The organism is Rhizobium halophilum (assembly GCF_021648825.1).
GTDB classification, from domain to species: domain Bacteria; phylum Pseudomonadota; class Alphaproteobacteria; order Rhizobiales; family Rhizobiaceae; genus Neorhizobium; species Neorhizobium halophilum.
In genome coordinates, this window is sequence record NZ_JAKJHS010000008.1 from 160,657 (window position 1) to 186,060 (window position 25,404).

A 25,404-nucleotide genomic window follows, 5' to 3' on the forward strand; every position below is an offset into this window, starting at 1 on the left:
CGGCCTCACGCGTGGGCTGCGGGAAAAAGCCCGCGCGGCTTCATCGCCAGGATGAGCGCCATCATCATGTAGATGAGCATGGATGCCGCAGCACCGCCGATCATGCCTGCTTGCGCCGGCTGCAGGAAAACCCCGACGAGCTTTGGAAGCAGCAACCGGCCCAAGGTGTCGACGACTCCGACCAGCAGAGCGCCAAGGAGCGCTCCCTTGATGGAGCCGATGCCGCCGATGACGATCACCACGAAGGCGAGGATGAGGACAGGCTCTCCCATGCCGACCTGGACCGACTGCAGCGCGCCGACCATTGCGCCGGCAAGGCCCGCAAGCGCCGCGCCGAGGGCGAAGACGACCGTGTAGAGCGTGCGGATGTCGACACCGAGGGCGCCAATCATTTCGCGGTCGCTTTCTCCGGCGCGAATCCGCATGCCCAGCCGCGTCTTGCCGATCAGGAGATAGAGGCCGAAGGCTACCAATGCGCCGGCAGCAATGATCGCCAATCGATAAACGGGGTACTGCGCACCACCGGGCAAGGCGACGGCGCCCTGCAGAAGCGGCGGGATATCGAGGTAGAGCGGAAAGGAGCCGAACAGCCAGCGCGTGCCTTCCGAGAACATCAGAATCAGCGCAAAGGTCGCCAGAACCTGGTCCAGGTGGTCGCGATCATAGAGCCGCCGAATGACGAGCAGCTCGACGATCGCTCCGGCCGCCGCCGCGCAGGCGAGGCTGGCGACGAGACCGAGCCAGAAGGAGCCCGTTGCCGCAGCCACTGCCGCACAGGCGAACGCGCCGACCATGTAGAGAGAACCATGCGCGAGATTGATCAGCCCCATGACGCCGAAGATCAGCGTCAGCCCGGCAGCCATGAGAAACAACATGACGCCGAGCTGAAGGCCATTGAGCAACTGCTCAAGAGCAAGTGCGAGAGTCACCAGCCAACCTTACATCTTGCAGTCTTTGGCATAGGCATCCTCGTGGTCGGTGAAGACCGGCGCGAGGATCTTGTTCGTCAGCACATCACCGTCCTTCACCACTTCGCGGACGTAGATGTCCTGGATCGGGTGCTGGTTGGTGTTGAACTTGAACTTGCCACGCGGCGACTGGATGTCTGCCTTCAGCAGCTCCGCGCGGAATGCTTCCGTATCCTTGACATCGGCTTTGGCTGCTGCGGATGCAATCAGCTGACCGGCATCATAAGCCTGCACGGCATAGATGGACGGCAGGCGACCGTATTCAGCCTGGAAAGCCTCGACAAATTTCTTGTTCGCCTCGTTGTCCAGGTCCTTTGCCCAGTGGCCGGAATTCTTGACGCCGAGAGCGGCATCACCAATTGCACCCAGCACGTCCTGGCTGAAGGAGAAGCCCGGGCCCATGATCGGGATGTCGACGCCCGACTGCGCATACTGCTTCATGAAGGCAATGCCCATCCCACCCGGCAGGAAGGCAAAGACCGCGTCCGCGCCGGAGGCGCGGATCTGGGCAATCTCGGCCGCATAGTCAGTCTGTCCGACCTGGGTGTAGACTTCCGAAGCAACTTCGCCCTTGTAGAAGCGCTTGAAGCCGGTCAGCGAATCTTTACCGGCCGGATAGTTCGGCGCCATGATGAACATCTTCTTGTAGTCCTTGTTGGCGTATTCGCCCATGGCTTCATGAAGATTGTCGTTCTGGTAGGCGGCGTTGAAGTAGAGTGGGTTGCAGTTCTCACCCGCGAGCGCCGCCGGCGCCGCATTGGTGGAGACATAGAATTTGCCCTGGGCGACTGCGCTCGGCGCGACCGCCATCAGCAGGTTCGACCAGACGATGCCCGTCAGGATGTCGACCTGGTCGCTCTGGATCATCTTGTCGGCGATCTGGACGGCCAGTTCCGGCTTCTGTCCATCGTCCTCGGTGATGACCTCGATCTCGCTGTTGCCGGCCTGCTTGATGGCCAGCATGAAACCGTCGCGCGTATCGATGCCGAGGCCGGCACCGCCGCCCGAAAGCGTCGTGATCATGCCGATCTTCACAGGTTCGGCGAAGGCAAGGCTGGAAACGCTCATGCTGAGCGCCAGCGTGGCGGCGGAAACCAGTTTCTTCATTGTCTCGAACTCCCAGTTGTTCTTATGACCCCATCCCCAGGCGCGGACCCCTCGATCTCGCAGCCCGGATATCCGCCCGATGTCATCACCGACCGGTATTCCCGATACCTTCCATACTTGCAAAAGAACGTCCACTGGCGAAGCCGCTGGAATGCGCTTTTGCAGAATGTCGGTAAATGCTCATGCGGCACTCGCCTGCTTCAGCCTGAACCGCTGGATCTTGCCCGACTCCGTCTTCGGCAGCGCATCGGTAAAGACGATGGAGCGCGGGTATTTGTAGGGCGCGATGACCTTCTTGACGTGTTCCTGCAGGAGCTTCGCCATCGCCTCGCAGGCAGCACCGCGATCCGTAAGCACGACATGCGCCTCGACGATATGGCCACGTTCCGTGTCCGGGACTCCGATCACCGCGCATTCGGCAACCGCCTCGTGCTTCAGCAGTGCCGCCTCGACCTCCGGACCTGCAATGTTGTAGCCAGCCGAGACGATCATGTCATCGGAGCGGGCGGCAAAGTGGAAATAGCCTTGTTCGTCCTGCACGAAGGAATCGCCGGTAAGGTTCCAGCCGTCGCGCACGTAATCCCGCTGCCTGTCGTCGGCGAGATAGCGGCAGCCGATGGGGCCCTTGACGGCGAGCTTGCCGATCGTTCCCCGCGGCACCTCGCGCATGTCGTCATCCACGACGACGGCCTGGTAGCCGGTGAGCGGCTTGCCCGTGCAGGCAGGCTTGGAGTCGTCGAGCCGGTTGGAGATGAAGATGTGCAGCATCTCTGTCGAGCCTATGCCATCGACGATCGGCTTGCCGGTCTTCTGTACCCACTGGTCATAGACGGGAGCCGGCAGTGTTTCGCCCGCCGACACCGCGACGCGGAGTGAGGAAAGATCGGCGCCTTCATCCATGGCGGAAAGCATGGCGCGGTAGGCGGTGGGTGCGGTGAAGCAGATCGTCGCCTTGTAGGTCTCGATGATCTCGATCATCTTCGGCGGCGTCGCCTGCTCGAGCAGCGTGGCTGCCGCGCCGAAGCGCAGCGGGAAGACCGCGAGACCGCCGAGGCCGAAGGTAAAGGCGAGCGGCGGCGAACCGACGAAGACGTCGTCCGGCGTGACCTTCAACACTTCCTTCGCATAGGCATCCGCGATGATCAGGATGTCCCGGTGGAAGTGCATGGTCGCCTTCGGCACGCCGGTGGAGCCGGAGGTGAAGCCCAGCAGCGCGACATCGTCCCGTCCCGTTTTCACGGCCTCGAACTTCACGGGCTTGTCGAGGGCGGCCCGATCGAGCTCGGCATCGTGATTGGCCGTGCCGTCGAAGCCGATCACCTGCTCCAAGAACCGGCTTTCCTTGGCGACCGCCACCAGTTCGTCCATCAGGCGGGTGTCGCAGAGCGCCATGGTGACCTCGGCCTTGTCGACCACCTTGGCGATTTCGCCGGTACGTAGCATCGGCATGGTGTTGACGACCACGGCCCCCGCTTTCGTGGCCGCAAGCCAGCAGGCAACCATGGCTGGGTTGTTCGCCGAACGGATCAGGACCCGGTTACCGGGTTTCAGACCATAGTCCTCCGTCAGCGCCCGCGCGATGCGGTTCGTCCAGTCGGAAAGCTCCTTGTAGGTCCGGCGACGGCCGTTGCCGATCAGCGCAGTATGGTCGCCAAAGCCGCGCTCAACCATCCGGTCCGTCAACTCGACCCCGGCGTTCAGCCATTCGGGATAATCGAAGCCATCGAGAAGAAGCTCCGGCCACTGGTCCGGCGGCGGGAGATGGTCGCGCGCAAACGTGTCCAGATGGCCTGTCGGTCCCAGTTTCATCGTCGAGTTCCCATGCGTTCTTCTGGTCTGCAACCCGAAGATATCCGGTGCTGCCGCCGCGGCATTTTTGCCTTGCTGTTAAGAAAGCACCGCTCCAGGCGGGTGGCAAGGAAGAAATTTTAAGTTTGTAATAATTTCTTTCGACGGGCCGGTTGCGCTTCCTTTTCGTGCCGCAGGAGTGCAAGATCGAGCGATGATCCGACGTTAAGCGAGAACCAAATGCGCCACCGCATCATGGACTGGGACGATGCCTACGCGAACGGTCCCAACATCCCGGGCGGGGAGCGCTGGCCGGACCTTTGGGTGGTACCGGCCGAGAACTATCGGCGCGAGAGCTTGATAGCTGGATCTGCAGAACTCGATATCGCCTATGGCACCGGCCCGCGGAACCAGCTGGATCTCTTCAGGCCGACCGGCGATGCGAAGGGACTGGTTGTCTTCGTCCATGGCGGTTTTTGGCTTCGACTGGACAAGAACTATTGGTCGCACCTGGCGCAAGGGCCTGTGAGCCGGGGTTTTGCGGTGGCACTCCCGTCTTACTCTCTTTGCCCCTCCATACGCATCTCCGGCATTACGATCGAAATCGCCTCGGCTATCGAGCGGGCGGCGCAACTGGTGGACGGCCCGATCCGGCTTATCGGTCATTCCGCCGGCGGACACCTGGTGACGCGGATGGTAACGAGGACCTCTCCGTTGTCCGCCGAGGTGCAGCGCCGCGTGGCCAATACGGTATCGCTTTCCGGGCTGCACGATCTGCGGCCCTTGATGAAGACCTCTATGAACACGCAGTTGAAGATCGACGAGGAAGAGGCATGGCGCGAAAGTCCTGCGCTGCTTGAGCCGATCGACGGTACCCGCGTCACCTGCTGGGTGGGATCGAACGAACGATCAGAGTTCCTGCGGCAGAACGCCTTGCTTGCCAATATCTGGAAGGGATTGGGAGCGGAGACAGAGGCTGTGGAAGAACCGGATCGCCACCACTTCAACATACTTGATGCGCTCGTTGAACCGGGGCACCCGCTGGTGGATCTGCTTCTCTCCTGATGCCTTGATGTTGGCTGCTGCCGCCAAGGCGACAACAGCCAGTTGTCCAGATTTACGCCGCGAGAGCGCCGGATTTCTTCGCGACCCAGCCGGCCACGTAATCCATCAGCGCTGGCGACAGGCAGTCATACGGCTCCAGCCCGAGTTCCTTCAAGCGCGCCCGGATCGCATCCATCCTGCTGGGATCAACACCTGCCTCGATCACGGAGGAAACGAAAGCGGCGAACTCCGGCGGTGCCCAGCCCGATTCCTGAAAACGCTCCGGATGAACGAAGTCCAGCCCCTGGAAGGCATGCTCCCTCTCAACCGGGCCATACATGTGGACGCCGCATTCGCGGCACGCGTGACGCTGGATGAGCGCAGAGGTGTCAACCACCTGCAGCTTGTCGCCATTCTCCAGCACCGTCACCTTGTCATGAGGCACGACGGCCACCACGGAGAAGACGGTTCCTTTCGGTTTCCAGCATTTCGTACAGCCACAAACGTGGTTGTGAGCAACCTGCCCCTCGATCTTCACCTTGACCGGCCGATTAGTGCAGGCACAGACGAGGGTGCCTCCTGAGAAGCCGGGATCGGCCGGCTTGATACCATTATCCACGGCCGGATGTATGCGAACTGCACTTTCCATGGCATGCCACCTCCCCTGTTAAGCCGAACCACCTCCGTTTCTCGGACGTGTTCGACGTTGAAGTGATCGCTTCGACCTTCAGGTCGTCAATAAACCACGACGCCCCGGATGCTTTCTCCCTTGTGCATCATATCGAAGCCCTTGTTGATGTCCTCGAGGCCCATGGTGTGGGTGATCATTGGGTCGATCTGGATCTTGCCGTCCATGTACCAGTCAACGATCTTGGGTACGTCGGTTCGGCCGCGTGCGCCGCCAAAGGCGGTTCCCATCCAGTTGCGGCCGGTGACGAGCTGGAAGGGACGCGTCGAAATCTCCTGGCCGGCACCCGCCACCCCGATGATGATCGACTTGCCCCAGCCGCGATGCGCGCTTTCCAGCGCCTGGCGCATGACCTTGGTGTTGCCGGTGCAGTCGAATGTGTAGTCGGCGCCGCCGATCAGGTCGCCATTGCGCTTCGTCATGTTGACGAGATGGGCAACAATGTCGCCCTCGACCTCCTTCGGGTTGACGAAATGGGTCATGCCGAACCTCTCGCCCCATTCCTTGCGGTCGGGATTAATGTCGACGCCGATGATGATGTCGGCGCCGGCAAGCCGCAGACCCTGCAGCACGTTCAGGCCAATGCCGCCCAGCCCGAAGACGATGGCGGTCGACCCGATCTCCACCTTGGCCGTGTTGATCACCGCGCCAATGCCGGTCGTCACGCCGCAGCCGATATAGCAGATCTTGTCGAAGGGGGCGTCCGGATTGACCTTGGCGACCGCAATCTCCGGCAGAACCGTGAAATTAGCGAAGGTGGAGCAGCCCATATAGTGGTGGATCTTGTCCTTGCCGATCGAGAAGCGCGAAGTGCCGTCCGGCATCAGGCCTTGCCCTTGCGTCGAGCGGATCGCGGTGCACAGATTGGTCTTGCGCGACAGGCAGGAATAGCATTCCCGGCATTCAGGCGTGTAAAGCGGAATGACGTGATCGCCCTTCTTCACCGAAGTGACACCCGGTCCGACATTGACAACGATGCCGGCACCCTCATGGCCGAGGATGGCCGGAAACAGGCCTTCAGGATCGGCGCCCGAGAGCGTGAAGTCATCGGTATGGCAGATGCCGGTCGCCCTGACCTCGATCAGCACCTCACCAGCCTTCGGACCTTCAAGCTGAACGGTCATGATCTCCAGCGGCTTTCCCGCTTGAACGGCAACGGCAGCGCGAACGTCCATGTCAATTCCTCTCCTTGATCTCGCTCAGCCGGCTCGCTCCGGCCGCCGGATGTCCGAAGCATTGATGTCGATCAGGCATCCTGCACCCGCCTCGCAGGGCCCTGCAGTCCTACTGCGTAATCACTTGATCCCGCTCGTCGAGGAGCGGGACGTGATACTCCAGCAGGAGGTTGTTGATCTCGTCCTGATGCTCCCGGATGTAGGTGTTCAGGGTCCGTTTCCACTCCTGATCCGATGGCCGCACCCCCATCGTGATGCGATAGGTCATCCGCTGGCCGCCTTTTTCGTTGATCAATGGTACCATCGCCAGATCTGCGCCTGATCTGCTCGCGTAATAGCCGGCCATCGGCCCCCAGACCACGGCTGCGTCTATGACGCCGTCCAGCATGTCCCGGATCATGACTTCGGCCATGGACGGAGCAACACGCGTATCCACCATGAGCGGGTAGACCTTGGCTTTGCGCATCAGCTTGGCGGCTGCCATATTAGCCGACGGAGGCGTACCCTCCACCACTCCGATGCGCTTGTCTGCGAGCTTCGGATCCGCCAGTGTTTCTACGCCCGCCAGTTCGCCGTCCTTCTTGTAAAGCATCACGTAGGAGGAGCGATAATAGGCATTGGTATTCTGGACGAGTTCGTCTCCCTGCGCATAGCCCATGATGATATCGCAGCGATTGGCGCCGAGCGTGTTGCGAACGAACCCCGTGATGGAAGGAAACCAGGTATAGGAAACTGAGCTTCGGCCCGTTGCGTTCGCGACCATCTCTGCGAGCTTGTCCTCAAAACCTTCCCCACTTTTGTCGGTGAATGGCATGTTGGACGGATCGGCACACACGCGCAGAATATTTGGGTCCACGAGTTCACCGGCGGCGCCCAATCCCGCACTCTGGCCCTGCGCCTCAAGCGGAACAAGCATAGCTGCACAAGCAAGAGCAGCAATCGAACAGAGGAGGTCTGGAAGGGTCCGCCTCATCTCATCCCCCCATACAAGATGCTTCGTAATCCTTCGCCGCTTGCGGCTTGTCGGCCTTGTTCGGCGGCCTCCCGCGAGGAGCAGCATCGACTGCTCGTGCCCGCAGATAGATGTAGATATCGTCGAGGTAACAGTAGACGTTCTTGTTGTCACCGAACGCGGGCATGACGTTCTCCCTGCCCCCGCCAACGTTCTGTCGTCCCTCAGCTACGATGGAGAGGAAGGTGGGATAATCCATTGTCTTCATGCTCTCTGCCAAGGCGGGCGCATAGCTTGACCCTACGCCATCCGGGCCATGGCAGACGTGACAATCGGAATGGTACCGACGGTATCCACTGAACGTGTACCAATCGACGGTCCCGTTCTCGATCTTGAAGGTAGGCGTGCCTTCTGAGTCATAGAACTTTCCGTCCTCCTCGCTGACAGCAGCAGCTTTCTCCTTTGTGTCGGCTGATGCGGCGATCGTTGGGGTGAGAAAGGGAAGAAGTGCAGAAACGACGAAAGGAAAAAGACGGAAATTCATCAAGCAACCTCATGCAAATCTGGCAATCAGCAACGGGATTGCCGGCTGAATCACGACCGGGCTGCATCTTCAGACAGCCCGGTCGCCCTTCGGAGGCATTTTAGTCGGGTAGGCCAAAGACCGTTAGCTGCCCCCCGAGCGTGGTGTAGTCCGCCAGTGCTGCATAGCCACCTACGGCACCCAAGCCGGCGGTACCGACGACTTGGGCTTCTTCACCTGCATCGCGGCCCTGACCAACGGCGCCATGCCAGGCCGCTGCATTTTCCGGAGACAGAAGCCCCCCGGCCAATCCGATGCCTGCCCAGCCACCAACGCCCGACAGCACCGCGATGTACTGCTTGCCGTCATGCTCGTAGGTATTGATATTTCCTATAATTCCGGAGGGCGTTTTGAACTTGTAGAGTTCATTTCCGTCCAGATCGACCGCCTTGATGTAGCCTTCCAGCGTGCCGTAGAAAACGACATCGCCTTCCGTCGCGAGCGCTCCGGACCAGACAGAAAACTGCTCCGGCTTCGACCACACGATCTCACCCTTGGCAGCATCCCAGGCAACAAAGTTGCCCATGCCACCATGACTATCCGGCGCGGGGTACATGGAGACCGTAGCGCCGACATAGGGTTGACCGGCCGTGTAGCTCACCCTGTACGGTTCGTAATCCATGCACACATGGTTCGTTGGAACGTAGAACAAGCCCGTCTTCGGTGAGTAGGAGGCCGGCTGCTGGTCCTTCGTGCCCAGTGCCGCGGGGCAGACGCCGGTGGTGTTGGTATCCTCTCCGTTCTGGTGGGTAGAATACTGCGACACGACCTGTGGACGACCGTACTGGTCACTCTCTGGATCCATGACGACTTCGGTCGCCCAGTTCACCTTCGGATCGTATTTCTCTGCCACGAGAAGCTCGCCCGTATTGCGATCGAGCGTGTAGGCAAAGCCATTCCGATCGAAGTGCACTAGCACATCGCGCTGCTCGCCGTTGATCTCCATAGCGTCGACGAGAATGTTCTCGTTGACCCCATCATAGTCCCACTCGTCGTGCGGCGTCATCTGATAGAGCCATTTTGCCATGCCAGTGTCAGCGTCGCGTGCCATCAAGGTCATCGACCAGCGGTTGTCGCCGGGTCTTTGCACCGGATTCCACGTGGAAGGATTGCCGGTACCATAGAAGACCAGGTTGCTCTTTGGGTCATAGGCGAACCATCCCCACGTGGTCCCGCCGCCCGTCTTCCACTGTTCCCCTTCCCAGGTATTGGTTCCGGAATCCGGTCCGACGGGCTTGCCGAGATGAGTGGTCTTTTCCGGATCGATAAGTGTTTCCGAATCCGGCCCCATCGAATAGGCCTTCCAGGCGAGCGAACCATCGCTGAGGTTGTAGGCTGCCGTCCAGCCGCGCACCCCGAACTCAGCCCCTGAAACGCCGATGATGACCTTATCCTTGACCACCATGGGAGCCGCCGTTCCTGACTCTCCCTTGCCGCCATCGATCTGATCGCCGTTTTTGACCGACCAGACGACTTCTCCAGTCTTGGCGTCGAGAGCAACGACAGTTGTGTCGGCTTGGTTCAGAATGATCTTGCCATCGCCATAGGCAACGCCGCGGTTGACGGTGTCGCAGCACATGATCCCAATGACGTTAGGATCCTGTCGAGGTTCATACTTCCAGAGAATCTTGCCGTCGTTCTTGAGATCGAGGGCGTAGACGATATTGGGGAAAGGTGTGTGAACATACATCACATCGCCGATCACCAACGGTCCACCTTCATGCCCGCGCAGCACGCCCGTCGAGAAGGTCCATTTTACCTGCAGATCCTTCACATTGTCTTTGGTGATCTGGCTCAGTTTTGAATAGCGGTGATTGGCGTAATCGCCAGTGGGCATGGCCCAGTTCTTCGAATCTGCCGCTAAGGCAGTTAATTCGTCGTTAGCCAGCGCTGTGCTGGCAAGCGCGGTCGCCATGAAGCTGGCGGCAGTCAGAGACAGATACATGGATGTCTTGGTCAGGCGCATGCGAAGTCCTCCCGATGCAGTTATCACCCGAGGCTCGTCATCCCGGCTTACGGTCCGTGTGGAGCCGCAAGCGCCGGTTATGAGCGTAGTCATGCTGTCTGGGATTGTCTTCCGTCAGCGTGTCACGGTGAACCTGGCCGGCAGAGGGCACCGATCCTGCCTGCCCAGTTTCACCTACGAAACCTTGCCCCTCCCAAAGGCAAAGTCTTGAAGACGAAAGACATAAACAATCATAGGGCAGCTTTCTTAACTAGGCAAGATTAAATACATCAATATGCTGCAACGCGATATCTATATTGCTATGCAGCAAGTCACGCAATAGCCGAAAAATCATCGTACGGTTGAAGCAATACTCATAAATGCTATTGTAATCGGCATGTTAAGTCTTGCAACGCAACCGCAGCATCGGAACGGCAAGGAGAAGCGTTATGACCATCGCTAAGAACTGGATCAAGACTATCGGTCTCCTATCGGTGCTCATGTATGCCGGGAACGCTTCGGCCGCAGGCAGTTATCCGACGGTTACGGTGGTGGACTACGTCTTTGGATGCATGAAGGCCAACGGCAATTCGCGGCAGTCACTGGAGAATTGCTCCTGCTCGATTGATGTCATCGCATCCATCGTACCCTATTCGCGTTACGAAGAGGCCGAGACTTTCAAAAGCCTTGGCCTCATGATCGGCGAGCGAGGCGTCTTGTTCCGCCACAGCGCTGCGGCCAGATCTGCGACCAGTGACCTGCGCAGGGCTCAAGCAGAGGCGGACGTCCGCTGTTTTTAAAAGGTGACCAATCCAGTTGCCAGGTTCGCCCAAGGGTCAGGTCGCGCCGAAAAACCGGTCCTGAAAGGCGAGCACCATGTCTTCAATGGCTTCTCTGTCCCTAGCAGAACGGGGAACAGCGACCTCGAACACCCCCGCTACGTGCGCCGGCTTTGGTGACAGCATGATGATGCGGTCTGACAGCAGCAGCGCTTCCCGCAAATTATGCGTCACCATCAGTGCCGTCGTCGGTCGTGCCGCCCAGATGGCCATCAAAAGACTTCGCAGCCGATCAGCGGTGGGCTCGTCGAGCGATACAAACGGTTCATCCAGGAACAGTATAGCCGGCTGCGTAGCAAAGGCACGGGCAAGCGCGACTCGCCGCGCAAGCCCCAAGGAAAGCTCCGCGGGGTAAAGCGTCTCCAGGCCCGAAAGGCCTAGAATTTCCAGCAGGTCATTGAATGCCGTCTGCTTCAGCGCGGCAGGTAAGGTCAACCGGATGTTCTGCTCCACCGTCCGCCAAGGCAGGAGAACAGGCTCCTGAAAAACTGCCGCAGTGCGATGTGAGGCGTCGGCCGACACATTGACAGTGCCGGAATACTCCCGGTCAAGCCCCAGCAATATACGCAATGTCGTTGTCTTGCCGCATCCAGAAGGTCCCAGAAGGCAGACGAACTCCCTCCCCCGAACCTCGAACGAAAGATCCCGCAACACGTCAATCCTGACGCCCTGCGAGGAATGAAACGTCTTCTCGTAGATTGCGACCTTAAGCGAGGCGGCGGCGCCAACGGGTTGCGTGCTGTTCAACGGGCTGCACCAAGAGGAGTTCGATTATCAACATCAGGAGAACGAAAGCCAATGTGTAGGCGAGTATTCCTGCTACATCGAAGATCTGGAAATAAAGGTAGATCTGAAAGCCGACGCCGTTCGAGCGCCCCAGCAGTTCCACCACAAGGACGATTTTCCAGATCAGTGCTATGCCCGACCGGGACGCTGCTGCAAGATACGGCTGAAGCTGCGGAATGAGAACGTGGCGCAGGCGATCGCGGGCGCTGAGGTGATAGACACGCGCCATGTCCATGTAACGATCATCCAGCGCACGGGCACCTTCACGCATTGTGACGACGACGTTGGGGATCTTGTTTACCGCCACTGCGCCGATTGCGGCAGTCTCGCTCAAGCCGAACCAGATGTAGGCGAGAATAATAATCACCAAGGCGGGGATGTTGAGAAACAGAATAAGCCAGGGATCGAAAAAGGCATCGAGTCTTCGATACCGGCCAAGAGCAACGCCCACGGCCGTTCCGATAACCATCGCGACAACATAGGCCGCACCAACGCGCCACAGCGTCATCATTAAATGATAGCCGAGGTCGCCACTTTTGAGTTCGCTCAAGGTGGTCTCCCATACGACCATCGGAGGCGGCAGCGCGCGGCTCGGCCAGATGCTCGACACTAGGTGCCACACCACAAAAAGTGCGATCAGGGATGCTGCTGTTGTCGCGATCGGGAGCAATCCGCGGCGGTGAGGACGGTCGGTCTCCTTTCCACCCTTCAAGTGTTCGTCAAAGCTCATGCCTTTAACGCTGCCCAATAGGTTCCCGGCGCCAATTCCCGCGCCTTTCCTACCAGCTTCTCTCCGCCCAATCCTGCCAGAACCTCGTAGAGTCGGGCGGCATCCACTTCCTCCTCAGCAACAGGACGACGCGGAATCCCCTCCCTATACCGGTCGCGTAGCACCTCAAGCTCACGGCCATTCGCTCTCACCAGAGGCGCAAGGCGCACCCACTCCGCATCAGAAGTGGCCAGGAGCGCCTTTGCCTGGGCACTTGCCTTGAGGAACCGCATGGCAACGGCGCGATTCTCTTCGGCCCACGCCTCGCGAAAGACATATCCAAGCGCTGAGACCGGGCCCGACGCCCCCAGGGCGCGAGCCGCATCCTCAGCCCCGATAAGCCTTCGGAAACCTTTGACCTCCAATCGCGCACAGAAATGCCAGAAGTTGAGGACTGCATCCAGTTCGCCGGAAAGGGCCTTCTCTGAGAGCAAGGGAGGCACGCCGTAAACGACGTCTGCCTCCGTCGCCAGATCCAACTGATGATCTTGTCGTGCAAGCCCTTGGATCAGCAACCAGCTCTTGTCCAAAGGTCCGCCAGCAACACCAATCTTCTTGCCCTTCAAATCCTCAAGGCTGGAAATTTCCGACTCTTGCTTGACCATCATCGCACCGACCGCTGTCGAATATGGCGCAAGCGTCAATGCCTCGCCCTCCGACCTTTGGCGGGAGACCCAGAGCCAGTCGGAGACAATCACGTCCAAATCCCCCGAAAGCATCGCTACATTCGTCGCATCTTCCCCCGCAAAATCCAAGACCTTCAACTCGATGCCGTTGGCCTGGTCGAACCTGTGATGTTTGACGCTATCTAACTCCCAGCTAACGGTGCCGAACTTCAATACGCCCACCTTTACCCGCGGAAGGTCGGGTGTGGCCATTACCGACCGCCCCAAGGTCGTCGCCATCAGCCCCAGTGCGAGACCACCCAGTTCCCGTTTCGAAATCTGCATCATCCCCCCTTCTGAACGTGGCTTCAGATATCTCGGCCCTTGTCGGGATAGACACATCTCCAGCGCATGATCCTGAATCGCGGTCTGCTCTGCGACCATCGTGCGATATGACTGGGCGCCGACGTCATGCAGTGGAGAAGAGAACCTTGGCTCTCGAAATAGAGGTGCTCATCGCGACAGCTGTTCGGGCTGGCCAGAAGACAAACGGTAATGATGAGGTCGACGAGGTTCACGGAGCACCTTCCCGCAGCGACTGCGCATAGAAAAGCCGAGCTTCATGCTGCGCACGTTCTCGACGATGGCCTTCAAGGTGCCCAGTGAAGTGCCAGGCTCTCAGAATAAGCCGGGGAGAAGTCGCCGTCAACGGGCGCCGCCCTTGGCACTCGGCGCTCCCGACGTCTGTTGACACGTCATGCCGAAAGCCTAACTTCGTTCAGCGGGTATTGCTCAAGAAACTCTGTTGGCAGTGCCGAGCAGCGCGCGAACTTCGGGAGGAAGTAGAATGCAAGTTGCTGTTTTGGTAGGAGCCGTCGGCCTCATTGTCGCATCGGCAGGTCACTGTCTGGCGCAAGATGCGTCGGCTGGGGAGAAGGTCTTCGCCAAATGTAAAGCTTGTCACGTCGTGGACGCTGACACCAACAAGATCGGGCCCTCATTGAATGGGGTGGTCGGCCGCACCGCCGGCACGCACGAAGGTTTCCGATACTCCAAGGCGATGACTGCGGCCGGCGAGAGCGGCTTGGTTTGGAACGATGAAACTTTGACCGCTTATCTCCGCGACCCCAAGGGATACATCAGAGGCAACAAAATGGCGTTTGTCGGCCTGAAGAAGGATGAGGACCTTGCCAACGTTATCGCCTATCTGAAGCAGTTCTCCCAGTAGTGTAAGCCTCGGCTACCGTTTTTCCCACGTCTGCGAGATCGCCTTAGCGAGTGCGTACAATCGCTGTTCGATCAAGGTCGGCACCTCGCAGACGAAGGTGAGAGACTGCACACGCTCCTGGAATATCCTCGTCTTGAGGATGAGTTGCTCATCTCGAACGGCAATCTCATTCGCGTTTGCGTTCGCTTGCCCCCGCAGCTTATCAACTTCCGAGGCATCCTGGCGCAACGCGGCAGCTATCTCTCGTTGGGCATGGGCATAGCGGCCGATGCCGCTCATGACCTGGGAGCGCTCGCGGTTCATGTGGTCGAACAACCCCTGCATGAGCTTCGACAGCTGTGTGTAGCGCTCCTCCGGCGCCAGCATTGCGGAAAAATCTTCGATCCTGTGTTCTGCCTCGGCCAGTGGAATCCGTCGAGCCGCGAGTTCCATGACGAGTTGCGCAACGTCGGTGTCCTTCGCCCAATCCGCAGCATTGGGCGCTAGCTCGGGACCGTTCCAGATCTGACCGAATGAAAGTTCCGGCACCTTGCGCTGGATGCAGGGCCAGTCAGGATCGTCCCCCTGCGCCGCGGGGACTGTCGTCCACAAGACACCGTAGAAGACGGTCACAACGACAAACCTCATCGTAGCTCGTGACATTATCATGAGTTTCCTCCTCCATCTCGCCTGCGGCTGAGCAGGCCTTTGGACGGGTCGTAGGCGAAAATTGCGCCGCCCAGAAACAGCAGGCTACAACCGACGACGACTACAAGCGACCGCCAGTCGACCTGTCCGTACAGGGCAAAGCGAACCAGTTCGACGGCGTACGTGAAAGGATTGGCTAAGCAGATCTTGTGGAGGAGCGGGCTTGCCTCCTGGATCCGCCAGAGCGGATAGAGCGCCGACGAGGCAAAATACATCGGGAAAATCACAAAGTTCATCACGCCGGCAAAGTTCTCGAGCTGCTTGATCAGCGAGGAGAGCAGCATGCCGAGCGAACACAGCATTACGCCAGCCAGGAACAGCGCCGGCAGAATGAACAGATACCCGATTGCGGGCGGTTTGACGCCCCAGAACCACGCAACAGCAAGGAACACGTAAACCTGCAGGATGGAGACGGCGACGCCAGCGAGAAGCTTCGACACCAGCAGGAACCATCTGGGAAAAGGGCTGACCAGGAGGGTTCGCATGCTACCCATCTCCCGGTCATAGACCATGGACAGCGAAGACTGCATGCCGCTGAACAGCAGGATCATGCCGCACAGACCGGGCGTTATGTAGACCTCGTAAAGTACATAGGTCTTGTATGGGGGGATGATCGACACCCCGAGCACTTGCCGGAAGCCGGCTGCGAACACGAAGAGCCACAACAACGGGCGGACAAGCGACGAGATGAAGCGCTCGCGCTGATTGAGAAAGCGGAGAGCCTCTCTGAAGACGATGCCATAGAAGCAGATGAGATAGTTGCCGAGACCGAACCCCAACCGCTTGCCTCTGTTGTCGCTCACTCGGATGTCCGATTCTAGTGGCGACATCATCTGCCCACCTCCTGCGCCTGCGAGGCAGATTGGGTTAGGACAGCAAAGGCTTGACCAATATCCTCCGCCCCTGTGACGGCAACGAGATCTGAAACGGGACCGTCGGCGAGCAACCGCCCGTGATGCAGCAGAACGACGTGGTCATTTGCATCCACCTCATCGATCAGGTGAGTTGCCCAAAGAACGCTCATCCCCTCGGTCGCCACGAGGGTGCGTATCGTCGCAAGGATCTCTCCCCGCGACTGAATGTCGAGCCCGACCGTTGCCTCGTCCAGCAGGAGCAGCGGCGGACGGTGCAGCAATGCCCGCACGATTTCCACGCGACGCATCTGGCCGCCCGAAAGCGCTCGCACCTTGTCGTGCAGGCGATCGTGCATGCCGACCTGGGCAAGCATCGCTCCGATCCGCTCCTTGGCGGCACTCCGTCCGATCCCATGTAGTGACGCATGATAAGCGAGATTCTCGTAGATGCTCAGATCCAGGTCCAGCGTGCGGGCCTGGAAGACGATCCCTAATCTGCCAAGCGCCTGCTTCGACTGCCTCACGATGTCATGACCAAAGATGCGGATCACGCCCTGGCGAACATCGAAGAGATGGCAGATCAACGAGAACAACGTCGTCTTTCCAGCTCCGTTCAGCCCGAGCAGAACGGTAAACTGTCCCGCCGCAATCCTGAAGGAGACGTCTGACAAGACCGGCTTGCGGTCATAGGCGTGGCTTACCGCTGAAACCTCCAGCGCGCCGGGCGGGACCATGGCTTTATCCGCCTTCACATGCTGCATGATCCCGCCTTTCTCGCTCCCGACTATTTGATGGTGATCGTTCCCCGCATGCCCCTGTCGGCGAGATCGGGGACCGACCATGTGTAGGTGCCGGGTCGGACGGTCGTGAACTGCACCTGCATCGTTCCTTCCGCATCGAACTCCAGCCATGCCGGCGCCCCGTTCATGTGCACTTCGAGGTCGTTGATCACGATCTGGTTCATCCACACATTGCGAAACAGGTCAGTATGGAACTTGTACTCCAAGCCAGCCGCAGACGTGATTTTCCAACGATAGCCCTGGCCCGCAATCAGTTCGAAGTCCTTCTGGTTTACCGTGAAGCTATCTTCGGCTGATCCAAGCACGAGTTCGGGTACGTCCTTGCTAGCCCGCGTCACCTGTTCTGTCGCCGTAGCAGCGGGAGCCGGCGCATCATCGTCATCGGCATCTTGAGAGAAAGCCGGCGTTGCCGACAACGCGATCCCCATGAAGGCTGCGAGAGACAGTTTCCGATAGTACTTCATTTGATGCCTCCTCCTGAAAAAACCTAAACTATTGCGGCGACACCACCACTCCCCAGGGAAGCGCGCCAACCGTCACCGATTGAACCGGCTCGTCCGTTGCGACGTCGATGAAGGTAATGTCGTTTGAGACGCCGTTGGTGCTGATGATCGTCTTCTGGTCCGGCGTGAAGGCAAGCTGCCAGACACGTTGCCCGACCAGTACGTATTTCTCGACCTCATAGGTTTCCGTGTTCACCACAGCGACGCGGTTGGCCGGACCAAGCGCCACATAGGCCTTCTTGCCGTCCGCCGTGATCCGGACCCCGACAGGTTGAATGGCTTCGGAACGAAGGCCCGGAATCTCGAAGCTGATCTTCTGCTTTATCTCGCGGCTCTCATTGTCGATCACCGAAACAGTGCCGCCGATCTCGGCGCTGACCCAGACCTCCGAATTGTCCGGCTTGAACTCGGCGAACCGCGGACGGGAATCGACGAGCACGTTGTGCGTGATCTCGTTCGTGGCCGTGTCGATGAAATGCGCCATGTTGGTTGTCTCGGACGTATTGACCATGGCCTTGCCGTCCGGGCTGATCCCCATGCCCTCGGGCTCCACGCCGACAGGAATTTCGGCCACTACGCTCTTGCTATCGAGATCGATGACGGTGACCAGATTGTCGTCCTCGTTCGCGACATAGAGTGTCCCGCCATCGGGCGAGAGTACGAAGAGCTCCGGATCAGGTCCCGAAGGCAAGGAGCCGACGATCTGGTTCGTCGCCGTATCGATAATCTCAATCGTGTCGTCGTCGCTGGCACAAAGGTAGATGAGTTTGCCGTCATGCGAGATGGTGATTCCACGCGGCCGCTGGCCGACCTCGATCGTCTGGACGACTTCCATCGTCTCCGAATCCACCACCGTAACTGTGTTGTCCTTTTCGTTCGAAACATAGACCATATAAGCAGAGGCAGGCGTCGCAACGCCGGTTGCCAAAGCTAGCGCGCTCGATAAGCAACTCAGTCTTCCAAGCATTCCAGATCCCTCCTCAGTCGTTTTCAGTCCAGTACGCATTGAGTTTCCGGTTGATCGACCCCGAGCGTGTCGAGTTCAGAAACCTGATGCAGAAATCCCTCCTGCGGCGACGTCGACACGACCGAGCGCCCATCGCCAAGAAAAATCGGCTGGCGCAACTGCCCATTCCACGTGCGAAAGGTCAGCTTCTGGCCCTTGAACGCGGCGATAGAGAAATCGGGGCTTCGCAGGTACTCTGCTGTCTTCTGGGTCTCCGCGCTCTGGGTACGCGTCACAGCTTCGCCGACCACTCGCACTGCCGTCCAGGCAGCCATGTCCTTCCACAGCATCCGTCTGCCATTGGCCTTGGCGAACCGGTTCTGGATCTGAGTACCGCCCCACTGTTCGCTGGCCGGATGCCATGCGGAAGGTATGAGTCCGGCAGTGCCGGCGACAGGCCGAGGGGTCCAGGTTCGGTAGGGCACATAGGTGCCGAATACCTCGCTCTCATCGGCCACGAGAACGACGTCATGCTCCGGAAAATCCTGTGTAAACACCGGCATCTGGCGCTGGATCTGGACCACGCCCGAATCCGTCCTGCGAGCGGTTCCCGTGTCAGTGAACTCCTTTTCCAGCAGGATCTCGCCGCCGAAGCGTTCGGCCGCGCGGCGAAGAGCGTCGGCGAAGAGCTTGTCACGATCGTGGGACCCGTGGATCAGCACCCAACGGCGCCACTGCTTCCAGATGAGGTATTGAACTAGCCCGTCGGCAAGCATGGTGCGTGTAGGTGCGGTATGAAATATACGCGAGTGACACGCCTCCTCACGCAGGCGATCATCGGTGGCGCCGATATTGAAAACCAACGCGTCGCGATTGGAGATCAGGTCAGTGATCGACAGAAGCTGTTCAGCGGAGACATCCATCAGGATGTAGTCCACCCCTTTCGCAATGAGTTCTTCCGTTGCGGCCGTGATGTCATCATCAAGCTTCACCTCCACGACATCAAGGCCATAGGCCTGACCGAGAAAGCTGCCTGTCGTATTGTTGTCGGCTATCGCCACATTTGCGCCTGCAACTCCCTCATCCCGCGGCGCAAGGTCGAGCACAGACAGTGTAAGCTGGGGCTCATAGGCCCGAAGATAACCGAGCCGGACCTGCAGTGGCTCCTGGACCGGCTGCTGCGCTAGAGCTTCCGAATGGCCAATGGCTGCGAAGGCGGTCATGATGAGCGGCAGGAAGAGAAGCGGCACCGGATACCTCCATGAACGAAGCCCAGGTCCAACCGCGGTCGGATCTGATGAGAATTTCGGTGCCGCAATCAAGGTAGCCGACGGCGATGAATAATCAACCCGCAAGACAGGACCGAGCTGCCCAAGATTTCGTGAATCGCGAGGGGCTTGGATCATTCGTCATTCAGCGTATGATGACACTGGCCGCAAAACGGCTACCCCGTGGAAGGAGGAACAACATGAAGAAGACATGGAAGAAGCCAGCAATGTGCACCGTTGCGGTAGGAATGGAAATGTCCCGCTACTTTCCGGCACAGTTGCCTGCCAAGAAGTAGCCACATCTTCACCGTCTCATCCGCTTTCGCGGGTGAGACGGATCCGGTCTGGACGTGCACTCTGGTGCACCACGGCAACCGCCTTGACAGGGAGGCTTCATGCGGTTGAAGATCCTGGGATCCGCCGCGGGTGGCGGCTTTCCCCAGTGGAACTGTAACTTTGATTTGAGTCGAGCGGCGCGTAAAGGCGTAGAGGGCGTCAAGCCCAGAACCCAGTCCAGCCTTGCGGCTTGTGCAAACGGCACAGACTGGATCATCTTTAATGCCTCACCGGATATCCGTGAGCAGATCGCATCCACGCCAGAGCTACAACCGGCTGAAGACGCACCGCTTCGCTCCACGCCAATTTCGGCTATCGTTCTGACCAACGCCGATGTCGATCATATCGCTGGGCTTCTTAGCCTGCGGGAGCGCCAAGCCTTTGTGATTTATGCCACGCGCCGCGTTCTGGAGGTGCTGGAGCAGAACTCGATCTTCAACGTCCTCGATCGTTCTTTAGTCGTGCGGCGGGAGCTTGTGCTCAACGAGCCGACATCCATACTGTCCTCGCACGGCGCTTCAACGGGATTGACGGTTGAGGCATTTGCCGTTCCCGGGAAGGTGGCGCTTTTTCTTGAGGATCCAGCTTACGCCGACACCGGGTTCGGCACCAAGACCGGCGACACGATCGGCTTGAGGATCTGGTCCGAAGCCGCTCAGGCCGCCGCCTTCTACGTTCCCGGTTGCGCCGCTGTTGACGGCGACCTCAAGCAGCGCCTCCATGAAGCCAACTGTCTACTCTTTGATGGCACCGTCTATACGGACGGTGAGATGATCGATTCCGGCGTCGGACCGAAGACGGGTCAACGAATGGGGCATCTGCACATTTCCGGTCCAGACGGATCGGCGGCGGCTCTTGCTGACGTAGACATTGCACGCCGGATCTATGTTCATATCAACAACACCAATCCCATTCTGGATGAGCGGTCGCTGGAAGCGGCATGGGTGCGAGAGACCGGTTGGGAGGTAGGTTATGATGGAATGGAGATTGCACTTTGAACGAATTTGCTGACGCGGCAAAAGGTGGTCTCTCTCCGGAAGGCCTGGAGAAGATTTTGCGCGACGTCGGCGCCAGCCGTTACCACAACCGCCACCCGCTGCATCACCAGATGACGGCGGGTGCCCTGTCGAAGGAGCAACTGCAGGCATGGGCCTTGAACCGGTATTGTTACCAGTCTGTCATCCCGCGGAAGGATGCCATGATACTGGCCCGTGCCGAGGATCCGGAATTCCGGGCCGAATGGCGCAAGCGGATCGAGGACCATGACGGGACCGATGGGTGGAACGGCGGCATCGCCCGTTGGTTAAAGCTTGCAACCGGGCTCGGACTCGATGGCGAGTTGGTGAAGAGCCAGAAGGGCGCGCTGCCGGCGACACGCTTCGCCGTGGGCGCATATCTTTCCTTCTGCACCGAGCGAAGCCTGCTGGAAGCGGTCGCCTCGTCGCTGACGGAGCTTTTCTCCCCGGTCATCATTAGCGAACGCGTGCCGGCAATGCTGGCGAAGTACGATTATATCACCGACGACATACTAGAGTATTTCAGACCCCGGCCAGCACAGGCATCACGCGATTCCGATTTTGCTCTTGCCTACGTTCTCGCCCAAGCCGACACGCCGGAAAAGCAACAGGCGGTGATCAATGCGCTGATCTTCAAATGTGACGTGTTGTGGGCAATGCTCGACGCGTTGGAACAAGCCTATGGAGAGCATGGCCGAGTACCGCCCGGCGCCTTCGCCCCGGGGCGGTCACAATGATGCCGCCACGAGAGCGCAGGATGTTGACGGCAGACTGCAGACCCATGCTGAAACCTTACGTGCGCCTGCAATATGATCCAGTCCGACAGGCTTGGGCCCTCCTGTCGCCCGAGAAAGTATTCTGGCCCGACGAAACCAGCCTGGACATTCTGCGCCTGTGCGATGGTGAACGGGCCGTCCATCAGATCTTGGGAACCTTGGCTTCTCAGTATGAGGCGCGGCCCGAGGAAATTGCATCGGACCTGGAGAGCTTTCTGCAGGAGTGGTCCGACAGGTCTTTGGTGACGCTATGAACACGACTGTACTTCCACCCATCGGCATGTTGGCAGAGCTCACCCACCGCTGCCCCCTGCTGTGCGCTTACTGCTCCAACCCCGTCGAACTCCTGAAGGCCAATCGTGAAATGACGACGGAAGCCTGGCTTTCCTTGTTTGATCAGGCGGCGGATCTTGGGGTGCTGCAAATTCACTTGTCGGGCGGGGAACCGACCTTGCGCCCGGACCTGGAGGTTCTCGTCGAGCGGTTGGCCAAGCGCGGCGTCTATACCAACCTCATCACGGCAGGCGTTGGGATCGCCGAGGGACGTATAGAGGCGCTTGCCCGAGCCGGGCTCGATCACGTGCAGGTCAGCTTTCAAGGCGCCTTTCCTCAAACGACCGAAAAGATCGGCAACCACCGCGGCGCCCACGAAAAGAAGATGGAGACGGCAAGGCGCGTGCGCGCCGCCGGGTTGCCGCTGACGGTCAATGCTCCCATCCATCGGCACAACATCGAGGAGGTGCCAGCCTTCATCGATCTTGCCCTAGCTCTGGATGCGGAGCGCCTGGAGATTGCCAATGTGCAGTATGCAGGCTGGGCGCTTCTCAACCGGAATGCGCTGATGCCGGATCGCGGTTCTGTGGAGCGTCAGGTTGAGATCGTACGCCAGGCCCAGGAGGACCTCTACGGAATTCTTGCCATCGATTTCGTCACCCCGGATTATTTTGCGATCTATCCCAAGCCCTGCATGGGCGGATGGGCACGCGATGCCTTCGTGGTTGCTCCCGATGGCAGCGTCCTTCCCTGCCACGCCGCTGGGACCATTCCCCACCTTGTCTTCGAACGCTTCGGAGACAAAAGCCTTGCCGAAATCTGGCTTCACTCCCCCGCCTTCAATGCCTTTCGCGGCACCGATTGGATGAGCGAGCCCTGCCGCAGTTGCGAACGTCAGGAGATCGACTGGGGCGGATGCCGCTGTCAGGCCATGGCTGTCGCTGGCAGTGCTGAAGCCACCGATCCGGCCTGTTCCAGATCACCCCATCACGGCCGAATGGCCCTGTTGATCGAAGACGCCATGGCAGCCGAAGATGCAGGCTTCCGATACAGGCGTATCAGTAGCCCGTCACCAACCACCCGGTCGGCATCAGAAGACGGTAAAGTCTATTACCGGGATGCTGCCGTCGCTTCAAACGAGTAAGCGAGATAGGCGATCAACTCACAGATGCCGCTACTATCGCACCGGGCGCAGTCTCATCTCGGACAAGTTTCCATGCGACCATTCTGTTTTCGACAGATGATTCCTGCAACTGCTCGTGGAGACCGCTAACGAATGGAATCCCCTATGCACTTTGCTCTCATCTGCCCTCCTTTCAAGAGTCATATCAGGGCGTTCGAAACCATAGGAGACGAACTTGCGCGCAGAGGACACCGCATCAGCTTTCTGATGAACAAGGGGGCCGAGAAACATGTCTCGGCACGTTTCCCTGTCCACGCTGTTGAAGGGACAGACGACCGTCAGTTGGATGGGGTGATTGCTCGCGCATCAAAGCCTGGTGGTCCGCTCGGCATTCTCCGGACTGTCCACGATGGTTCCCTGCTGTCCGAGTCTCTATGTCGGCACGCACCGGCACATTTGAGAAAGCTCGGTGTGGAAGCGATCATCGGAGACCAGATGGAACCGGCGGCAGGGCTTGTTGCACGATACCTCCACCTACCATTCGTGTCGATCGCCTGCGCGCTTCCCATTGAGCGGGATGTGGGGATCCCGCTCCCCTTTCTGTCCTGGCCGTACGACACAAGTCCAGGTGGCATCCGCAGGAACCAAGGAGGTGAGCGGGTCGCCCGGCTGTTGCTGAGTGAGCAACGGCGCCTGATCCGACGGTGGGCGGCTCACTTCGGTCTTGAAGGAGCCTTCGAAGACCTCCAGTCCTGTCTGTCGGATCGTGCCACCATCGCTCAGACCACCGAGAGTTTCGAGTTTCCTCGCACCGCCAACAGCGGTACCCTCCACCTGCTCGGACCGTTACGGGACGAGAACCCGTCTATGGATCTCCCGTATCAGGTGGACCCCGAAAAACCGTTTGTCTTCATGTCGCTCGGGACACTGCAGGGCCACCGATACCGACTGTTTCGATCGGCGGCGACGGCTTGCCGGCAGCTTGGTGTGCAGTTGCTGGTTGCTCATTGCGGCGGATTGAGCAAGAGGCAGGCGGCTGCAGTGGGCGCAACTTGGGTTACCGATTTTGCGCCGCAGAGGGCGGTAATGGAGCGCGCAGATCTGTGCATCACGCATGGAGGCCTTAACACTGTCATGGATGCGCTGGAGTTCGGAAAGCCATTGCTCGCACTCCCGATTGCGTTTGACCAACCTGGTGTCTCGGCTCGCATCATTCACCACGGCGCGGGATTACGCCTGTCGCCCCATCTGATAACGGTGGGGAAGATACGAAAGGCACTCGCCAAGCTGCTATCCGATACCGGCTATGCCAAAAGGGCGAAAGACATAGGCGGATCCATCACAACGGCCGGAGGATTGCGGAGGGCTGCCAGTATTATCGAGTCTGCAGTCAGGCAACGCGTGGAGGCGGAGCCGATCGCACGCTGACGCCTCGTCATGCAGCCGAGGTTTGCCGCAAGGCCAACTGATGTATCGAGCCCAATAGCAGCCGGAGGGCCTCCTCCTCGACGCCACAACGGGATACGGCAGCGTTGGCCGCGTCGAAGTGGAACATGTAAGACCGCCGGGTAGCCGCTTCACCTCTATCGTTGACCATTGAACTCTTCCCGAGGTCTTTGCCGATGTCCTTGCCGAGCAAGCTGCTGACGGCCGTCGCGTCCAATAGGTCATCGAGTGCTTGGAACGCCGATCCCACATGAAAGGCGAGTTCGCCTAACGCTTCAGCCTGCTCGTCCGATCGGTCGTCTAGGACGGATGCCATTTCGGCCATGGCAGCAAACAGCTTGCCTGTCTTGAGCCAGTTCTTCTGCTCCACATGCATTAACTGGTGGGGAATACCTCGCAAATCGACCTCTTGACCAGCAGCCAGCCCGGTTTGGCCTACGGCCTCGCTCAAGATGGCAACAAGCCGCGCCCGAATGTCGCCGTGGACGTTGTCAACCGCGGCGATGATGTTCATACCTCGGGTCAGGAGAGAAATAGCGGCGAGAATGGCTGTCGCTTGACCGAAGGCCCTGTGGGTTGTCGGCTTGTCGCGCCTCAGATCGGCGTCGTCCATGCAGGGTAGATCATCGAGGATCAGCGAGGCAGTGTGGACCATCTCAATCGCGCATCCGATATCGATCGACGCTTGCAGTTGATCTCTTCGCCGAACGGTAAGAACGAAGAGAAGCGGCCGGAACCTCTTGCCGCCGCCAAGCAGCGCGTGTCTCATCGCAGCAATCAGATTTGGCGGCGCATATCCTCCACTTTCCAGGAGGACCTGAAGTCTGTCGTCGATCCTTGCCTTCAGATCGGCGAGGGTGAGACGAAGGCTATCCTGTGGTGAGTTCTTCTGCATCCAG

The 25,404-nt window shown here is 59.2% G+C and carries 26 protein-coding genes; 8 read left to right on the forward strand and 18 right to left on the reverse strand.

Annotated elements, in window-relative coordinates; genetic code table 11:
- Window positions 1–5 precede the first annotated feature (5 nt).
- From LXM96_RS15825 to LXM96_RS15835, 3 genes are all read right to left on the reverse strand, one after another.
- Complete coding sequence (locus tag LXM96_RS15825; RefSeq protein WP_239999519.1) at window positions 6–929, reverse strand: branched-chain amino acid ABC transporter permease; 924 nt, start codon at window positions 927–929, stop codon at window positions 6–8.
- Window positions 930–938: 9 nt separating this feature from the next.
- Window positions 939–2,075, reverse strand: coding sequence for an ABC transporter substrate-binding protein (locus tag LXM96_RS15830; protein ID WP_239999520.1), 1,137 nt, complete (start codon window positions 2,073–2,075; stop codon window positions 939–941).
- 180 nt (window positions 2,076–2,255) lie between these two features.
- On the reverse strand, window positions 2,256–3,884 hold the full coding sequence (locus LXM96_RS15835; protein WP_239999521.1) for an AMP-binding protein: 1,629 nt from the start codon (window positions 3,882–3,884) through the stop codon (window positions 2,256–2,258).
- Window positions 3,885–4,103: 219 nt separating this feature from the next.
- On the opposite strand from LXM96_RS15835, the gene LXM96_RS15840 reads away from it, so the two are divergent.
- Window positions 4,104–4,928, forward strand: a complete 825-nt coding sequence (locus LXM96_RS15840) for an alpha/beta hydrolase (RefSeq protein ID WP_239999522.1) — start codon at window positions 4,104–4,106, stop codon at window positions 4,926–4,928.
- A gap of 52 nt (window positions 4,929–4,980) precedes the next feature.
- On the opposite strand, the gene gfa is transcribed toward LXM96_RS15840, so the two are convergent.
- The 5 genes from gfa to LXM96_RS15865 all read right to left on the reverse strand — a co-directional run bounded on the left by gfa (window position 4,981) and on the right by LXM96_RS15865 (window position 10,250).
- Window positions 4,981–5,556, reverse strand: a complete 576-nt coding sequence (gene gfa / locus LXM96_RS15845; protein WP_239999523.1) for an S-(hydroxymethyl)glutathione synthase — start codon at window positions 5,554–5,556, stop codon at window positions 4,981–4,983.
- Between the two features lie 86 nt (window positions 5,557–5,642).
- Window positions 5,643–6,770 (reverse strand): S-(hydroxymethyl)glutathione dehydrogenase/class III alcohol dehydrogenase, encoded by a 1,128-nt coding sequence (locus tag LXM96_RS15850; protein ID WP_239999524.1) that lies wholly within the window; start codon window positions 6,768–6,770, stop codon window positions 5,643–5,645.
- 109 nt (window positions 6,771–6,879) lie between these two features.
- The gene (locus LXM96_RS15855) at window positions 6,880–7,743 is read right to left on the reverse strand and encodes a substrate-binding domain-containing protein (RefSeq protein WP_239999525.1); all 864 of its coding nucleotides are present in this window, start codon (window positions 7,741–7,743) and stop codon (window positions 6,880–6,882) included.
- 1 nt (window position 7,744) lies between these two features.
- The gene (locus tag LXM96_RS15860) at window positions 7,745–8,266 is read right to left on the reverse strand and encodes a c-type cytochrome, methanol metabolism-related (RefSeq protein WP_239999526.1); all 522 of its coding nucleotides are present in this window, start codon (window positions 8,264–8,266) and stop codon (window positions 7,745–7,747) included.
- Between the two features lie 100 nt (window positions 8,267–8,366).
- Window positions 8,367–10,250, reverse strand: a complete 1,884-nt coding sequence (locus LXM96_RS15865; protein ID WP_239999566.1) for a methanol/ethanol family PQQ-dependent dehydrogenase — start codon at window positions 10,248–10,250, stop codon at window positions 8,367–8,369.
- Window positions 10,251–10,699: 449 nt separating this feature from the next.
- Here LXM96_RS15865 and LXM96_RS15870 point away from each other — a divergent pair, with 449 nt between their 5' ends.
- Window positions 10,700–11,050 carry a hypothetical protein gene (locus LXM96_RS15870; protein WP_394801973.1) on the forward strand — a complete coding sequence of 117 codons (351 nt, stop codon included), beginning with the start codon at window positions 10,700–10,702 and terminating at the stop codon, window positions 11,048–11,050.
- 36 nt (window positions 11,051–11,086) lie between these two features.
- On the opposite strand, the gene LXM96_RS15875 is transcribed toward LXM96_RS15870, so the two are convergent.
- The 3 genes from LXM96_RS15875 to LXM96_RS15885 all read right to left on the reverse strand — a co-directional run bounded on the left by LXM96_RS15875 (window position 11,087) and on the right by LXM96_RS15885 (window position 13,597).
- On the reverse strand, window positions 11,087–11,836 hold the full coding sequence (locus LXM96_RS15875) for an ABC transporter ATP-binding protein (RefSeq protein ID WP_239999527.1): 750 nt from the start codon (window positions 11,834–11,836) through the stop codon (window positions 11,087–11,089).
- Window positions 11,796–12,425: an ABC transporter permease gene (locus LXM96_RS15880; RefSeq protein ID WP_317208258.1), complete on the reverse strand. Its 630-nt coding sequence runs from the start codon at window positions 12,423–12,425 to the stop codon at window positions 11,796–11,798. Before LXM96_RS15880 ends, LXM96_RS15875 begins: the two co-directional genes overlap by 41 nt.
- A gap of 176 nt (window positions 12,426–12,601) precedes the next feature.
- A complete protein-coding gene (locus LXM96_RS15885) occupies window positions 12,602–13,597 on the reverse strand; it encodes an ABC transporter substrate-binding protein (protein ID WP_317208259.1) in 996 nt (331 codons plus the stop codon).
- 499 nt (window positions 13,598–14,096) lie between these two features.
- Between LXM96_RS15885 and LXM96_RS15890 the strand changes: the two genes are divergently transcribed.
- Window positions 14,097–14,477 carry a c-type cytochrome gene (locus LXM96_RS15890; protein ID WP_239999529.1) on the forward strand — a complete coding sequence of 127 codons (381 nt, stop codon included), beginning with the start codon at window positions 14,097–14,099 and terminating at the stop codon, window positions 14,475–14,477.
- 12 nt (window positions 14,478–14,489) lie between these two features.
- Here the strand turns inward: LXM96_RS15890 and LXM96_RS15895 are convergent, their stop codons facing one another.
- Genes LXM96_RS15895 through LXM96_RS15920 form a run of 6 tightly spaced genes read right to left on the reverse strand, consistent with a single transcriptional unit; the run spans window position 14,490 to window position 19,490 of the window.
- Window positions 14,490–15,104: a hypothetical protein gene (locus LXM96_RS15895; RefSeq protein ID WP_239999530.1), complete on the reverse strand. Its 615-nt coding sequence runs from the start codon at window positions 15,102–15,104 to the stop codon at window positions 14,490–14,492.
- 17 nt (window positions 15,105–15,121) lie between these two features.
- Window positions 15,122–15,997 (reverse strand): ABC transporter permease, encoded by an 876-nt coding sequence (locus LXM96_RS15900; RefSeq protein WP_239999531.1) that lies wholly within the window; start codon window positions 15,995–15,997, stop codon window positions 15,122–15,124.
- Window positions 15,994–16,779, reverse strand: a complete 786-nt coding sequence (locus LXM96_RS15905) for an ATP-binding cassette domain-containing protein (RefSeq protein WP_239999532.1) — start codon at window positions 16,777–16,779, stop codon at window positions 15,994–15,996. Before LXM96_RS15905 ends, LXM96_RS15900 begins: the two co-directional genes overlap by 4 nt.
- 23 nt (window positions 16,780–16,802) lie before the next feature.
- A complete protein-coding gene (locus tag LXM96_RS15910; protein ID WP_239999533.1) occupies window positions 16,803–17,282 on the reverse strand; it encodes a cupredoxin domain-containing protein in 480 nt (159 codons plus the stop codon).
- Between the two features lie 28 nt (window positions 17,283–17,310).
- The gene (locus tag LXM96_RS15915) at window positions 17,311–18,288 is read right to left on the reverse strand and encodes a YVTN family beta-propeller repeat protein (protein ID WP_239999534.1); all 978 of its coding nucleotides are present in this window, start codon (window positions 18,286–18,288) and stop codon (window positions 17,311–17,313) included.
- Between the two features lie 23 nt (window positions 18,289–18,311).
- On the reverse strand, window positions 18,312–19,490 hold the full coding sequence (locus LXM96_RS15920) for an ABC transporter substrate-binding protein (RefSeq protein ID WP_239999569.1): 1,179 nt from the start codon (window positions 19,488–19,490) through the stop codon (window positions 18,312–18,314).
- Between the two features lie 440 nt (window positions 19,491–19,930).
- On the opposite strand from LXM96_RS15920, the gene pqqB reads away from it, so the two are divergent.
- From pqqB to LXM96_RS15945, 5 genes are all read left to right on the forward strand, one after another.
- Complete coding sequence (gene pqqB, locus LXM96_RS15925) at window positions 19,931–20,869, forward strand: pyrroloquinoline quinone biosynthesis protein PqqB (RefSeq protein WP_239999535.1); 939 nt, start codon at window positions 19,931–19,933, stop codon at window positions 20,867–20,869.
- Window positions 20,866–21,624, forward strand: a complete 759-nt coding sequence (gene pqqC / locus LXM96_RS15930; RefSeq protein WP_239999536.1) for a pyrroloquinoline-quinone synthase PqqC — start codon at window positions 20,866–20,868, stop codon at window positions 21,622–21,624. Before pqqB ends, pqqC begins: the two co-directional genes overlap by 4 nt.
- A 44-nt stretch (window positions 21,625–21,668) precedes the next feature.
- A complete protein-coding gene (gene pqqD / locus LXM96_RS15935; protein WP_239999537.1) occupies window positions 21,669–21,917 on the forward strand; it encodes a pyrroloquinoline quinone biosynthesis peptide chaperone PqqD in 249 nt (82 codons plus the stop codon).
- Entirely contained in the window at window positions 21,914–23,080 is a 1,167-nt protein-coding gene (pqqE, locus tag LXM96_RS15940) for a pyrroloquinoline quinone biosynthesis protein PqqE (protein WP_239999538.1), read from the forward strand. Before pqqD ends, pqqE begins: the two co-directional genes overlap by 4 nt.
- 450 nt (window positions 23,081–23,530) lie before the next feature.
- Complete coding sequence (locus LXM96_RS15945; RefSeq protein WP_394801974.1) at window positions 23,531–24,487, forward strand: glycosyltransferase; 957 nt, start codon at window positions 23,531–23,533, stop codon at window positions 24,485–24,487.
- 7 nt (window positions 24,488–24,494) lie between these two features.
- Here LXM96_RS15945 and LXM96_RS15950 read toward each other — a convergent pair whose 3' ends face one another.
- Window positions 24,495–25,400, reverse strand: a complete 906-nt coding sequence (locus tag LXM96_RS15950; protein ID WP_239999540.1) for a polyprenyl synthetase family protein — start codon at window positions 25,398–25,400, stop codon at window positions 24,495–24,497.
- Window positions 25,401–25,404 lie beyond the last annotated feature (4 nt).

Excerpts from the sequence above, each read along its gene's own strand:
- gfa (WP_239999523.1), bottom strand. The coding sequence starts at position 5,556 with ATGGAAAGTGCAGTTCGCATACATCCGGCCGTGGATAATGGTATCAAG.
- LXM96_RS15890 (WP_239999529.1), top strand. The coding sequence starts at position 14,097 with ATGCAAGTTGCTGTTTTGGTAGGAGCCGTCGGCCTCATTGTCGCATCG.
- LXM96_RS15860 (WP_239999526.1), bottom strand. The coding sequence starts at position 8,266 with ATGAATTTCCGTCTTTTTCCTTTCGTCGTTTCTGCACTTCTTCCCTTT.
- LXM96_RS15910 (WP_239999533.1), bottom strand. The coding sequence starts at position 17,282 with ATGAAGTACTATCGGAAACTGTCTCTCGCAGCCTTCATGGGGATCGCG.
- pqqE (WP_239999538.1), top strand. The coding sequence starts at position 21,914 with ATGAACACGACTGTACTTCCACCCATCGGCATGTTGGCAGAGCTCACC.
- LXM96_RS15855 (WP_239999525.1), bottom strand. The coding sequence starts at position 7,743 with ATGAGGCGGACCCTTCCAGACCTCCTCTGTTCGATTGCTGCTCTTGCT.
- LXM96_RS15840 (WP_239999522.1), top strand. The coding sequence starts at position 4,104 with ATGCGCCACCGCATCATGGACTGGGACGATGCCTACGCGAACGGTCCC.
- LXM96_RS15865 (WP_239999566.1), bottom strand. The coding sequence starts at position 10,250 with ATGTATCTGTCTCTGACTGCCGCCAGCTTCATGGCGACCGCGCTTGCC.
- LXM96_RS15870 (WP_394801973.1), top strand. The coding sequence starts at position 10,700 with ATGACCATCGCTAAGAACTGGATCAAGACTATCGGTCTCCTATCGGTG.
- LXM96_RS15950 (WP_239999540.1), bottom strand. The coding sequence starts at position 25,400 with ATGCAGAAGAACTCACCACAGGATAGCCTTCGTCTCACCCTCGCCGAT.
- LXM96_RS15920 (WP_239999569.1), bottom strand. The coding sequence starts at position 19,490 with ATGACCGCCTTCGCAGCCATTGGCCATTCGGAAGCTCTAGCGCAGCAG.
- LXM96_RS15835 (WP_239999521.1), bottom strand. The coding sequence starts at position 3,884 with ATGAAACTGGGACCGACAGGCCATCTGGACACGTTTGCGCGCGACCAT.
- LXM96_RS15885 (WP_317208259.1), bottom strand. The coding sequence starts at position 13,597 with ATGATGCAGATTTCGAAACGGGAACTGGGTGGTCTCGCACTGGGGCTG.
- pqqD (WP_239999537.1), top strand. The coding sequence starts at position 21,669 with ATGCTGAAACCTTACGTGCGCCTGCAATATGATCCAGTCCGACAGGCT.
- LXM96_RS15850 (WP_239999524.1), bottom strand. The coding sequence starts at position 6,770 with ATGGACGTTCGCGCTGCCGTTGCCGTTCAAGCGGGAAAGCCGCTGGAG.
- LXM96_RS15895 (WP_239999530.1), bottom strand. The coding sequence starts at position 15,104 with ATGAGGTTTGTCGTTGTGACCGTCTTCTACGGTGTCTTGTGGACGACA.
- pqqB (WP_239999535.1), top strand. The coding sequence starts at position 19,931 with ATGCGGTTGAAGATCCTGGGATCCGCCGCGGGTGGCGGCTTTCCCCAG.
- LXM96_RS15905 (WP_239999532.1), bottom strand. The coding sequence starts at position 16,779 with ATGCAGCATGTGAAGGCGGATAAAGCCATGGTCCCGCCCGGCGCGCTG.
- LXM96_RS15915 (WP_239999534.1), bottom strand. The coding sequence starts at position 18,288 with ATGCTTGGAAGACTGAGTTGCTTATCGAGCGCGCTAGCTTTGGCAACC.
- LXM96_RS15900 (WP_239999531.1), bottom strand. The coding sequence starts at position 15,997 with ATGATGTCGCCACTAGAATCGGACATCCGAGTGAGCGACAACAGAGGC.
- LXM96_RS15830 (WP_239999520.1), bottom strand. The coding sequence starts at position 2,075 with ATGAAGAAACTGGTTTCCGCCGCCACGCTGGCGCTCAGCATGAGCGTT.